Origin of the sequence: Bradyrhizobium sp. WU425, assembly GCF_021052305.1 — a bacterium.
Taxonomy (GTDB): Bacteria; Pseudomonadota; Alphaproteobacteria; order Rhizobiales; family Xanthobacteraceae; genus Bradyrhizobium; species Bradyrhizobium canariense_D.
The window spans coordinates 5,163,347-5,175,393 of record NZ_CP088089.1; the positions used below are offsets into that span (position 1 = coordinate 5,163,347).

The 12,047-nt window shown below is 58.6% G+C and carries 10 protein-coding genes; 1 reads left to right on the top strand and 9 read right to left on the bottom strand.

Annotated elements, in window-relative coordinates; all coding sequences use genetic code 11:
* Nucleotides 1-13: 13 nt before the first annotated feature.
* The 5 genes from BcanWU425_RS25200 to BcanWU425_RS25220 are packed head-to-tail and all read right to left on the bottom strand — an operon-like array spanning nucleotide 14 to nucleotide 5,811.
* Nucleotides 14-1,489 carry an oligosaccharide flippase family protein gene (locus BcanWU425_RS25200; protein WP_204510858.1) on the bottom strand — a complete coding sequence of 492 codons (1,476 nt, stop codon included), beginning with the start codon at nucleotides 1,487-1,489 and terminating at the stop codon, nucleotides 14-16.
* Nucleotides 1,490-1,533: 44 nt separating this feature from the next.
* Nucleotides 1,534-2,595 carry a Gfo/Idh/MocA family protein gene (locus BcanWU425_RS25205; RefSeq protein WP_204510857.1) on the bottom strand — a complete coding sequence of 354 codons (1,062 nt, stop codon included), beginning with the start codon at nucleotides 2,593-2,595 and terminating at the stop codon, nucleotides 1,534-1,536.
* Nucleotides 2,596-2,633: 38 nt separating this feature from the next.
* Nucleotides 2,634-3,896 carry a UDP-N-acetyl-D-mannosamine dehydrogenase gene (wecC, locus tag BcanWU425_RS25210; RefSeq protein ID WP_204510856.1) on the bottom strand — a complete coding sequence of 421 codons (1,263 nt, stop codon included), beginning with the start codon at nucleotides 3,894-3,896 and terminating at the stop codon, nucleotides 2,634-2,636.
* Nucleotides 3,889-5,013, bottom strand: a complete 1,125-nt coding sequence (gene wecB / locus BcanWU425_RS25215) for a non-hydrolyzing UDP-N-acetylglucosamine 2-epimerase (RefSeq protein ID WP_204510855.1) — start codon at nucleotides 5,011-5,013, stop codon at nucleotides 3,889-3,891. Before wecB ends, wecC begins: the two co-directional genes overlap by 8 nt.
* Before the next feature lie 3 nt (nucleotides 5,014-5,016).
* The gene (locus tag BcanWU425_RS25220; protein ID WP_204510854.1) at nucleotides 5,017-5,811 is read right to left on the bottom strand and encodes a WecB/TagA/CpsF family glycosyltransferase; all 795 of its coding nucleotides are present in this window, start codon (nucleotides 5,809-5,811) and stop codon (nucleotides 5,017-5,019) included.
* 190 nt (nucleotides 5,812-6,001) lie between these two features.
* Here BcanWU425_RS25220 and BcanWU425_RS25225 point away from each other — a divergent pair, with 190 nt between their 5' ends.
* Nucleotides 6,002-6,889 (top strand): glycosyltransferase, encoded by an 888-nt coding sequence (locus BcanWU425_RS25225; RefSeq protein WP_204510853.1) that lies wholly within the window; start codon nucleotides 6,002-6,004, stop codon nucleotides 6,887-6,889.
* 1 nt (nucleotide 6,890) lies between these two features.
* Here the strand turns inward: BcanWU425_RS25225 and BcanWU425_RS25230 are convergent, their stop codons facing one another.
* Genes BcanWU425_RS25230 through BcanWU425_RS25245 form a run of 4 tightly spaced genes read right to left on the bottom strand, consistent with a single transcriptional unit; the run spans nucleotide 6,891 to nucleotide 12,044 of the window.
* A complete protein-coding gene (locus BcanWU425_RS25230) occupies nucleotides 6,891-8,078 on the bottom strand; it encodes a hypothetical protein (protein ID WP_231188649.1) in 1,188 nt (395 codons plus the stop codon).
* A 24-nt stretch (nucleotides 8,079-8,102) separates the two neighbouring features.
* Nucleotides 8,103-9,530, bottom strand: coding sequence for an HlyD family type I secretion periplasmic adaptor subunit (locus tag BcanWU425_RS25235; protein ID WP_204510852.1), 1,428 nt, complete (start codon nucleotides 9,528-9,530; stop codon nucleotides 8,103-8,105).
* On the bottom strand, nucleotides 9,527-11,731 hold the full coding sequence (locus tag BcanWU425_RS25240; RefSeq protein ID WP_204510851.1) for a peptidase domain-containing ABC transporter: 2,205 nt from the start codon (nucleotides 11,729-11,731) through the stop codon (nucleotides 9,527-9,529). The genes BcanWU425_RS25235 and BcanWU425_RS25240 overlap by 4 nt, the downstream gene beginning before the upstream one ends.
* Entirely contained in the window at nucleotides 11,709-12,044 is a 336-nt protein-coding gene (locus tag BcanWU425_RS25245; protein WP_204510850.1) for a hypothetical protein, read from the bottom strand. Before BcanWU425_RS25245 ends, BcanWU425_RS25240 begins: the two co-directional genes overlap by 23 nt.
* Nucleotides 12,045-12,047 lie beyond the last annotated feature (3 nt).

Consider the following 12,047-nt stretch of genomic DNA (forward strand, 5'->3'; position numbering starts at 1 on the left):
GCTATGCGATCCGCTAGAGCGCCGTACGCGAGGGCCACCGCGCCGGTACCATACGCGCAAGACCCATTAGTGCATGATGAAGATGCTGCAACAGCGGGTGCCCCGTCATCATTAGTCCCAGCCACCAACACAGCACAGCAACAGAGAACGTTAGTAACAATCCAACAAGAGGCGAAAGGCCTTCCGCCTCGGTCAGCGTCGCGCACATGGATACTGCCGAAGCTACGAGGGCCGTTACGGTTGCACTCATCTGCAGGCTACGCGCAAATTCGCTCGGCCGAAGGCGGAGATGGCGTCCTAGAAAATGCACCGCGACCGCAGCCTGGAAGGGCAATGTCAGGAGCGCAGACGCTGCGACGGCGTGCACGCCGAAGAACGAGGCGACGAAGATGACGAGGAGCGACGGCGGCAGCGAAACCAGCGACGAGATCAGTGCATCTTGCACCCTTCCTACCGCGACAAACACAGGGTAAGTCAGGCAGGCCGCGAAAAGGGCGAGGTTGGCAATACACAGTAATTGTACAAGCGGGACGATCTCCAGCCACGCCGGGCCGAGCCAGATCACAATGATTGGCCGGGCCATGATCGCAATCGAAATCAAGAACGGCCACTGCACAACCGAGAGCAACCGAATAGCAGCAAGATAGACGGCCTTGAGATCACCTCCGGCGTTGCTTCGCGCAACAACCGCAGGCATGACGACCGGACTCAAGACTTGCGTGACCAACTTGTCAAAGATCTGTGTCGATGCGGTTGCTCGGCTGTAGAGGCCGACCGAGGCAAAATCGAGGATTCTTGCCAGGAACAGCTGCGGCGCGAGGCCATAGAACACATTGACAACGCTAACAGCTCCTGAATAGAGGCCGAAGCCGACGATCTCCCGCCAGTCGACCAGCGACGGCCGCATCGCGTCGAGATCTCTCCGCCAAATCAGCAGCATCAGGGCCAGCACCGCGTTGCCGGCAACGCCTCCCCACACCGGCGCCATGTAGCTGAAGTGGGCCATTGCGAGACCGGTCGAAACGATCGCGGCTGCTGCACCGGAGGCAAGGTTGCAGATTGCCAGTGTTCCAAACTGCATCTCACGACGGAACAAAGCGGCAATAGTCCCAGAAAACGGCAATAGGAGTAGATTGATCGCGGAAACTTCGATGCCTTGACGCAAGCTGTCCAGCTCGAACATACGAGCGACAAACCGCGCAAACGTGAACAGGACCAAAGCGGTGACTGCCGAGATTGCGAGGGTGATTGTGAACGTGGTCTGCACACTCGCGCGCGACAGATCTCGCTTCTGGATCAAATAGCTTGCACCTGCGAACTCCTGGAAGCAGGCCGCAATGATCGACGTGACCGCGGTCACGACCGCATAGATGCCAAATTCTTCCGGCGACAACAAACGGGCAAGCACCGCGGTTGCGACAAAGAGCAGCACAAGGGTGCCGTAACGATCGAGCGCGGAGAACAAGATCGAACGTTGCACCTGGTCCATCGGGTCTTCTGCCAGACTATCAGATCAGCTAGATTTCCCGCACGTCAAGCTGTTGCCCTGGCGCGTTGCTGAACCCCGTAAGGCTCCCTCAGGAGCACCGGCGCCCCCTGTTTTGCGATCGAAAACGATGCCGCTTCCAGCACCTCGATTACGCGCAGCCCAGACATGCCGCTCGAAATCGGCTGCCCGCCGGTACGCACGCAGTCGACAAAATGCTCGACTTCCGTTTGTAGTGCCTCCTTTGGCGAGATATGCGGAGCCCACATGTCGCCGGCACGATATCCAATCCGAAATTGATGCGCATCCTCCGGAGGCGTATCGAGCGTAATTCCCTTATCATAGACCTTGACCTTTTCGGTTGGCTCGAGATCGTCGTAAACGATCATCTTCTTGCTTCCGCCGATGAACGTCTGGCGCACCTTGACAGGCGAGAGCCAGTTGACGCTGACATGGGCCACACACGCGTTGGCAAAGAACAATGTGATGTGGGCCATGTTTTCCGGCGAACCGGCTACGTGGCAGGACCCCGTTGCCGAAACCGCGACCGGCTCCTCATTGAAGATATGATGGATGATCGAGATATCGTGCACCGCCAGATCCCAGATCACATTTACATCTTTTTGAAAGAGTCCGAGACTCGAGCGTGTACTATCGTAATAGTAGATGTCTCCAAGCTCATTCTTCAGCAAGAGCTCACGAATCTTCTGCACCGCTGGCGTATAGAGAAAGGTGTGATCGACCATCAGCGTCAACCCGCGCCGGTCCGCTTCGTCGATCAAGCGGGTCACCAGCTCGGCGCTCGGCGCTAGGGGCTTCTCGACCAACACGTGCTTGCCAGCCTTCAACGCCGCAATTGCCAGCTCGTAATGTGTGTGCACCGGCGTAGCGATGGCGATTGCATCAATAGAGCTATCCTTCAGCAAATCATCATAGCGAGTGGTCGTTGTGACCCCGGGGTAGACCTGCCCCATGGCGCCGAGTCTAGCTGGATCAAGGTCGCTCACGCTGACAACGCGGGTGGCGGGATTGATCGAGAAATTACGAACGAGATTGGGGCCCCAATAGCCGTATCCAACGACGCCGATTCCCAGCTGGCTATCTCGCATGCTAACCTCGACCCATTCGGGAGTTACGACTGTATGCGCTATGTCCGCGCCGGCATATCCTGCCATATGCCTCGCGTATCGATGACGTCGAGGTGCCGCCGCTCTGCCAGCGGCACCATCTTGAATTCATCATGATCGACGAGGAGAAGCGCGATTTCGCAACTGCGCAGGGCTTCCTCGATACTCACGAATGCAACACGATGATCCGCCAGCTGAGGTGGCAGACGGCGCAAGTTCGGCTCGACAACTTTGATCCGCTCGCCGTATTTCGCAGCGAGATGCGTAGCTATTTCCATGGCCGGGCTTTCACGCAGGTCGTCGACATTGGCCTTGAAGGTCAATCCGCAACAAGCAATGTTTGCGTAGGGATGATCGTCGATCAGCGCCTCTGCGCGCTCGATGATCTTCTGTGTCTTGGCATTGTTCACTTCCCGACTTGTTCGCATCACACGGGCGAGATCCGGCGCGGAATCAATGATGAACCAGGGGTCTACCGCAATACAGTGCCCGCCAACACCTGGCCCGGGCCGCAATACGTTTACGCGAGGGTGACGGTTGGCGATGTCAATCACCTCCCAGACGTTGATGTCGAACCTGTCGCAGATCAGCGAGAGTTCATTAGCAAATGCTATGTTGGTATCGCGGAAGGCATTCTCCGTCAGCTTGACCAGCTCGGCCGCCCGCGCCGTTGTGCCGACGCAAGCACCGCGAACGAACATTTTGTAGAACCGTTGAGCACGCCGCGTGCAGGTTGGCGTAATCCCGCCGATGCACCTGTCATTGTTGATAAGCTCGGTCAAAATCCGTCCCGGCAACACGCGTTCGGGACAATAGGCCACGTAAATCGCGCCATCCTCCTTGCCGTTGATCCCTATGTGCAGCTCTGGCCTGCGTTCAACGATCCGCTTCGCGATGGCTTCGGTGGTTCCGATCGGCGATGTCGATTCGAGAATAACAAGATTGCCTGGCGCGAGGAGATCTATGATATTGTCGACGGCCGCATTCACGCTCGACAGGTCCGGACGGTTCTCGCGATCGATGGGCGTCGGCACTGCGATGATGAAAACGTCGGCCGGCTGCGGCGTTTTGGACGTGGTGAGCGTGCCACTCGACACGACCTTCGAGACGAGACCGTCCAGATCGGGCTCGGCGATATGAATTTTGCCAGACGCAACGGTGTCGACGATGCGCTCATTGGTGTCGATGCCAACCACCTGAAAACCTCGGCTCGCAATAAGCGCTGCGGTCGGCAGACCGATATAGCCAAGTCCCAGGACATTGATTTTTTGGAATTCATGCATCGAGAAGGACCTTCACGATCCGCTCGCTCGCGTGCCCGTCACCGAACGGATTGTGCGAACGCGACATGGCAGCATAGGTCTCGTCATCGTCGAGCAGGCGAAATGTCTCAGCAACGATCCGCTCGTAGTTCGTACCGACCAGGCGTGCCGTTCCCGCTTCCACCCCCTCAGGACGCTCGGTTGTCTCGCGCATCACCAGGACCGGCTTTCCAAAAGTCGGTGCCTCCTCCTGTACGCCGCCTGAGTCTGTCAGGACCAGATAAGATAGCGAGAGCAGGCTTACAAAATCAGTGTATTCCTGGGGAGAAGTAAGCACGACCCGCGGGTGGTCCGAAAACCGAGACGCAAACAGGTCACGGACATTCGGATTCGGATGCACGGGGAGCACGACGGCAACGTCCTCCCTGCGCAGGATAGTCTCCAACGCGTTAGCGATGTTGAGGACGCCTCCGCCGAAATTTTCCCTGCGATGGCAGGTCACCAGGATGATGCGCCGATTGCCGTGACGCTTCTTGATGCCATCCCAGCGGCACGACAGTCCCGGATCGGAGTCGACCATGGCTTTCGCGAGGATGAGAGCATCTACCACCGTGTTTCCGGTAACGTGAATGCGGTTATCCGCGACGTTTTCAGAACGCAACGCGCATGCTGCGCGCTCTGTTGGAGCAAAATGTTGATCGGCGATCGAGCCGACGATCTTGCGGTTCACCTCCTCCGGCCACGGAGCGAAGATATCACCGCTGCGCAGTCCGGCCTCGATGTGGGAGAGCGGTATGCGGTGATAATAGGATGCCAGTGCGCCCGTCATTGCCGTCGCCGTGTCGCCTTGGACAATGACCCTGGTGGGCTTCAACTTTTCTAGGAGCTCGCCAATTTGTCCGAGCAGCCGCGCGGTCAGATGATCCAGCGTCTGATTGGTCGTCATGACGTTTAGATCGAAATCCGGGACCACTTTTGCCAGCTTGAGGACCTGATCAAGCAGTTGCCGGTGCTGTGCGGTCGCACAGATCGTCACGGAAATGTCCTTGCTCCTCTCAGCCTTGAGCAGATTAATGACTGGAAAAAGCTTGATTGCTTCCGGCCGGGTTCCCAGAAGGATAAAAAAATGCTTGCGCACGCCTTACCCTCCGATCCGGCTGGGACCCGGCGGAACGACGCCGGGCGCACCAAGCCGATACCGAAGGGCCTGCTTGATGAGGGCCTGCGCCAAGACGCCTGCAAACAGCGTGTTCGTCGTGGCGTATCGCCACCACATCCGTCCAGGCTCCTGATAGATGCGGTACAGCCATTCGAGCCCGAGCCGCTGCATCTGTACCGGCGCGCGCCGAACAATGCCTGCTAGAACATCGAACGCACCACCCACGCCCATGATGAAGGGTACGCCGAGATCATCGCGATGGGCGGCGAGAAAGCGCTCTTTCCGGGGTGTCGGCATGCCGATGAAAAGACAATCAGCCGCGCTGGATTGGATGTCCCGGACGACGTCATTCTCTTGCTCGGGTTTGAAGTAGCCGTCGTGCCAGCCCGCAAAGGCAAGTGAAGGATACCTCCCGCGCGCCACTTGCACAGCTTGTTGTAGTACGACGGGAGTGGCTCCCAGGAAATAGGGCTTGAAGCCCTCGTGCGCACATACCGCAAGCAACTCGGCAAGGAGATCCACGCCCGCGACCCGCGACGTCGCCGGAAGCCCGAGCGCTCGGGCGCCCCAGAGAATTCCCATGCCGTCGATGCCAACGACATCGCTGTTGGCGACATCGGCCGCAAGCACGGGATCGGATCGCATATTGACGAATTTGGCGACGTTCAGCGCCACATGTTGCAACCGCTGACGGCTGCGCATGGCCCCGCGCGCCAATTCGACGGTTTCAGCCATTGTCAGGAAGTCGACGGGGCATCCCAGAAATGATGCGCGCATTGGAACTACTCCCAGAAAACCAGACCCCATTTAAGTTTGCATTTAAGATTATTATAGAGATAATACGCAGCGGATATTTAATTGCAAGTTTTAAATGATCGAACTTGGCCACACGCTGCGGAGAATGAAAGCTGCCGGGCAGATGAGGGCAGGCGGCGAACGGAACAGAAATTAAATGGGAAATTAAACGATGATTTCCGTCATTATTCCCCACCTCAACCAGCCTGATGCGCTGGAAGCCTGTTTGCGTAGCCTTGACGCACAGACCCTGAGTCGGCATTCGTTCGAGGTCATCGTGGTAGACAACGGATCGGCAACGTCCCCAACGGACGTCGTTGCTCGACATCCCGGGGTGTCTTTGCTGCATGAATCGGAGCCCGGTCCCGGTCCAGCGCGCAATGCCGGCGTGACGATCGCGAGAGGTGAGATGCTCGCCTTCATCGATGCGGATTGCAGGGCGCATCCGGATTGGCTTCACATCATAGTGCAATGGTCGCGCTCGTCGCCGCCTGACACGGTCCTCGGGGGCGACGTTCGCATCTGGACGGCGGAAAATGAGAGTCTTAGTGCCGTTGCAGCTTATGAGACCGTCTTCGCTTACCGCTTCAAGCTTTATATCGAGCGCCACGGTTATTCCGGCACAGGAAATATGGCAGTGCTTCGTCGCGATTTCGATCGCGTCGGCCCATTCGCTGGCGTCGATGTTGCGGAAGACATGGAGTGGGGGCAGCGTGCACTACGTGCCGGACTCCGATTTCGGTACATCCCCGACATGGTCGTCTTCCATCCAGCGCGAAGCTCCCTTCGGGAGCTCTATGCAAAATGGGATCGACAAATCGCACACTATCGCAACATGGCTGAAGGTAATCCAGCATGGCAATTGCGTTGGATTGCGCAGGCTTTGCTGGTCCTGGCATCACTTGCGCCAGGCGCTGTTACGATACTAACCAGCGACCGTCTACATGGCGGCAGCCCCCGTCTCAAGGCTATCGCCGTTCTGTGTGCTGTCCGAGCACATCGTGCCATGACGATGCTTTCGCACCTGGGCGGGCGGCGAGCAATGGCTTGGAACCGTTAGTTCACGCCAGTTCAGCAGGTTCCGCACCAAAGACGTGGTCGTGCGTCAGTTGCAGCAAATCGGAACGTCGGCCGAATGACCACAGGATCCAGCCGAGCTCGTAGCTGCGACACTCAAGCCGAACACCCACGTTCGCGTTGTCGATCAGCGTCCCCCCCTTGTCGCGCCAGACGTTCTTGACCGCGCGCAACACCCGCGGCGCCTTGGTCTTCAATTCATGCTTGCGTACCTGCGAACGGATGGTCAGGCCTAGTTCAGGCACGAGCATGGTCCGGCCCAGCTGGTTGTGACCAAGTACCCAGTTGAATCCCTTGATCAAGGCGTCCCGCGCTTCTCGCCGCCCAAAGCGCTCTGCCCATTCCAGCAGCGCCGGGGCCATTCCATACTGATGGACTGAATAGACTTCGTAGAAATCAACGACGCGGCCGCTCAGCGCGTCGAAAAACCAGGGCCATTCGCCTTGTGGCCCCTGGACCGCTATGAGATCGCGCACACAAGTATCGGCCATGACAAGCGCAGACGCATCGCCAAGGAATTCGCCATACTGATAGCAGGCGATGGAGAGATAGGTCTGGGTCGCAAATGACGCGAAACGGCGTCGAAAGCCACCCGGGGCGTCGAAGAACAGTCCCGACTCGCTATGGAAACGCTCCTTCAGGAAGCGAAAGAGCGGGGCGGCGAAGCACGTCCACTCCCTGTTACCTGCCCTTGCCTGAGCGACGACTCCCGTCAGCAGCATGCCCAGATCCTGCGCCCGAAACGTGCTCCACCGTGACTCATCCGACAGAGTCCGCTTCAGCTCGCGCGTCACCTGCTCCGGAATCGGAAGGTCGAGCTCGGCGGCGGCCCACAAGGCCATGCCAAAGGCATATTTGCGCACTGGAAGTGCGGTGAGCTGCATGACATTTCGATGGAATATCTCTGGGATATCGATACCGATCGGACGTTCCACGACCCGCGACATCCCAAGCAGGACATTGAGGGTATAAAACACGTCACTATGCGGTATCGACTCGTTTGGGGAAGCACGTCTGTCGAGGTGATAAATGTGCGACCAACGGCGCTCCCCGGGCAACCAGCAGCGTTCCAGGCCTTTGAGCGCATAGTTTATCAGCGGTGAGTTGAGGGACGGCGTGTTCGCCGCGGCCGGCACTGCCAGCTTCACACCAAAATTGGGACCGATCATCATCGCACTACACCATAGTCAATCGGGTCAGTATTCCCGGATGCTTTCATCTAATCCGCGAAGCAAGGGATAGAGGAAATAGGAAATCACCGTCCGCTTTCCGAGCTTTATTTCGGCGGTGACCGCCATACCTGGCATGAACTGAACGCGTTCCGGCGGCAGCCGAAGATGCATGTCGCGCAAATCGATCAGTACGCGATAAAAGGGAGCTGACGGGCGGCGCGCACCATCGGCCTTCGCGTCTGGCGAGAATGAGTCCTGGCTGATGACCCCAATCTCACCAGTTGCCGTGCCGTACTTCTGGAACGGAAATGCTTCAAACTTGATTCGTACGGCCTGCCCGACCGTCAGCTGTCCGATATCCCTACCTTCGACGTTGACCTCCGCCCGGAGCGTCTCGTCGCGAGGGACCAATACAAAAAATGTCTCGGCCTCGCGAATTACTGAACCCACCGTCCGATTGGCAATTTCAAGTACCACCGCATCAGCCGGTGCGTGCAGCACGATCAATTGCCGGCGAAGCTCCGTCTTCTTGAGCTCCTCCGCGGCGCTGTTACGCTTGGGCAACGTCTCCACGAGCTCCTGATAGGCAGTGCGGCGAAACTCTGCAGCGAAGACCTTTTGGTCTGCACGGGCCTTATCCAAACGATGCATGTTGTCGACAATGGCGCCACGAACACGCGCCAGATTGCTTTCAACCTCCAGCCGCGCGTCCCGGGACAACAGGAAGTTCAGTCTTGAACCGACCTCCTTCGCCATCAACACATTTCGCATGGCCTCAATGGACTGCATGGTCTCCAGCCGCTGGGTCAGAACGAATTCCTCATCCTGGGCCGTCTTCAGATTGGCCTGAGCGGACGCAATCTGCGCGTCGTAGTTCTGGATCTGAAGATCGTAAGCCGACCTTCTCTGGAGAAATACCTTTCGCTGCAGCGCCTGATCGGCATTCGCAGGCTCCTCGAGAACGTACTCAACGCCGTCCAATTCCGCCCGGACCCGGTCGATGGAGGCGTCGAAACCCGCCAGGCGGCTGCGCAGTTGATCAAGGTCGGCCTGAGAAAATGTCGGATCGAGGATCGCAAGGACATCGCCGCGATTAACCGGATCGCCGGCCTTAACGCGAATTTCCCGAATGACCGATGTTTCCAGCGGCTGGACGACCAGGTTGGGACGTGTGGTAATCAGTTTGCCCTGTGCCGTCACAATCATGTCGACACGCGACACGCACGCGAACGCGATCGCGGTCGCGATCAGGGCGACGACACAATAGAGCGTGATCCGTCCTCCGCGCGGTGGCGTTCCCTGCTCGATCTCGGCGGCGTCGGACTGAAATTCCGCAACTACGCGAGATGCCGTCGACGCGGGCCTCGACAGCCCTCGCCGCTTCCGCGAAACGGTCGAAGGCCCCGATCTGCCGGAGCTCCCCTCCGCCCTGCTTTTCTCGGCACCGGTCATGCGACCTGTCTCGTCTGCTGATTCCAGAGATGTCTGTAGATCGTACACTTCGCCAGCAGCCCGTCGTGACGATCCACATCGACGATTCGTCCACGGTCGATGACCAAAATCTGGCTCGCATCCGACAGCATCGAAAGCCGATGCGATACAATGATGACGGTCCGTCCTTCGGCGATACGCCGCAGATTGCGCCGGATGATCGCTTCGCTCTCGGAGTCCAGCGCGCTGGTCGCTTCATCGAGGATCAGAATGCGCGGGTTGACGATCAAGGCGCGGGCGATCGCAAGCCGCTGCTTTTGCCCGCCCGACAGGTTCGATGCCTGCTCCTCGAGCATGGTATCGAATCCCCTCGGCAGCCGCTCTATGAACTCGTCGGCGCCGGCGAGCTGGGCCGCCCTGACAACTTCTTCGAACGTCGCGTCACGCTTCACGCAAGCGATGTTTTCGCGCACGGTGCCCCGGAACAGGAAATTGTCCTGGAGCACGACCCCGAGATTCCGCCGCAGGTGGGTAAGATCAATCTCGCGCGAATCATGGCCGTCGATCCGTAGTAGTCCCTGCTGCACCGGATACATTCCCGCGATCAGTCGCGTCAGCGTCGTCTTGCCTGAGCCGCTCCGACCGACAATCCCAAAGACCGAACCGGGAGCGATTGAAAACGAGACGTCGTCCAGCGCCGGCGCTCCCTCGCCATAGCGGAAGGTCACGTTTTCAAACTCGATCTGGCCGACCAAATCGGGACGCAGCCCGTCCCGATGACCGTCCCGTTCCGGCTGCCTATTCATGACCTCGCCCAGCATCTTAACCGCCAGCGCGACCTCCTGATACTCGTGAACCATGGTCACCATCTGAACCAGCGGCCCCGAGACGCGTCCCGCCAGCATGTTGAAGGCGACCAGTGCGCCGATCGTCATCTCGCCACCGAAGACGTCCAGCGCGCCCAGAGCCACGATACCGAGCGTCATCATCTTCTCGAGAAAACCGGTCAGTGCCTGGGCGCCCGCCGAGATCTTTTCAACCCCGAAACGCATCGATACCGATTGCGCGCAGCGATCGTCCCATGCCCTGTTCTGGTTGGGCTCCATGGCCAAAGACTTCACCGTGCGCATTCCGTGCACCGTCTCGACCAGAAGAGCCTGGCGGCCGGCTTCGGCTTGGTAGAGCTGGTAGAGCCGTCGTCGGAACGGTCCCATCAAAATCACAATCACGCTACCGCTGATGGCGGTAAAGGCCAGGACGACGCATGTCAGCTTAACGCTGTAGAGCGCGAGGACAGGCAGGAAGACGAACAGCGAAAGCGCGTCCAATGCGGTCAGGAACAGTCGACCGGTCAGAAACTCGCGAATCCGCCCGGCCTGCTGCATGTGCTTCACCAGCACACCGGCCGAGATATGCTCGAAGAAGGTTACGGGAAGTCCCAAAAGGTGCCGGAACGTTTTGGTCGCAACCCGGATGTCGATCTTGTTCGTGGCATAAAGCAGCAGGTAACGACGCAAGAAGCTGAATATGGCATCGAAGGAGAGCGCGATAATCGCGCCAGCCGAGAGTACGTAGAGCGTCGTGAGACTCTCGTGGACAAGAACCTTGTCGATCACGAGTTGAAAGAAGATTGGAAGCGCGAGGCCGAGCGCATACAGGAAGACGGCGGCGATCGCGACGTCAGAGAACAAGCGCCATTCCCGGAGCATTTCGGGTACGAACCAGCGCAATCCAAAGGTCCTCGGGCCCTGTGTTGAACGACTCTCGCGCTTGAACAGGACAACCTTTCCGAGCCATCTGGCACAAAATCGTTCGGCATCGACGAGCAGCGGTTCGTCCCTCCGCTCAGCCAAGGGATCAAAGACGGTTATGGCATCGCGTTCCGGCCCGGCGCCGACCACAAGCACCCAGTTCTGGTTCGAGAGCTGAACAAGAGCCGGATAGGCTTCGCCGAGCTGGCATAGTGCCTTCCAATCGAGCTGCGTCGCCTGGGCGCGAAGCCCGGCCTCATGCGCCATGCGCAGCAAGAGGTCAGTCGAGATGCCGGCATCATCGACGGCATATGCATGACGCAAACGGTCCGACGGCAGATCGATACCGTGATGGGCAGCGACCCTTGAAAGGCATTCGAGCGCCGTCCGGGTAGCCAAACGCGGCTCGTCCTCAGATAGGGGCGCTGCCGGTTCACATTGTTCGATTTCAACGGAAGTTGGTTGAGACATTTTGAGATCGTGAGCTGTCCGAAACCGATGGGGCACGCTCGACTCGCACAGCAGCCTGTGGCGCTGCACCTGGCGCTCTCGGCTGATTGCGTTGAACGACGCCGGCGTCTACGAGACCTTGAAGCGCGGTCTGCATCACCTCGACAGAGTTCGCGAACGACTCCGCCGAAAAGATCAACCTTTGCCGAAAGACCTTCTTTGGCGCATTGTTGGCGTCACGTTCCGTAGGCGAGAGACTGAACAGATCCACCCGCACGATCGATCCGCCAATTGTAACCTCGTCAATCCCGTCAGTATAAATTTCTGCGTGCATCCA

Coding starts and splice junctions, on each gene's coding strand:
- BcanWU425_RS25200 (WP_204510858.1), bottom strand. CDS start 1,489: ATGGACCAGGTGCAACGTTCGATCTTGTTCTCCGCGCTCGATCGTTAC.
- BcanWU425_RS25205 (WP_204510857.1), bottom strand. CDS start 2,595: ATGCGAGATAGCCAGCTGGGAATCGGCGTCGTTGGATACGGCTATTGG.
- wecC (WP_204510856.1), bottom strand. CDS start 3,896: ATGCATGAATTCCAAAAAATCAATGTCCTGGGACTTGGCTATATCGGT.
- BcanWU425_RS25220 (WP_204510854.1), bottom strand. CDS start 5,811: ATGCGCGCATCATTTCTGGGATGCCCCGTCGACTTCCTGACAATGGCT.
- BcanWU425_RS25225 (WP_204510853.1), top strand. CDS start 6,002: ATGATTTCCGTCATTATTCCCCACCTCAACCAGCCTGATGCGCTGGAA.
- BcanWU425_RS25230 (WP_231188649.1), bottom strand. CDS start 8,078: ATGATGATCGGTCCCAATTTTGGTGTGAAGCTGGCAGTGCCGGCCGCG.
- BcanWU425_RS25235 (WP_204510852.1), bottom strand. CDS start 9,530: ATGACCGGTGCCGAGAAAAGCAGGGCGGAGGGGAGCTCCGGCAGATCG.
- BcanWU425_RS25240 (WP_204510851.1), bottom strand. CDS start 11,731: ATGTCTCAACCAACTTCCGTTGAAATCGAACAATGTGAACCGGCAGCG.
- BcanWU425_RS25245 (WP_204510850.1), bottom strand. CDS start 12,044: ATGCACGCAGAAATTTATACTGACGGGATTGACGAGGTTACAATTGGC.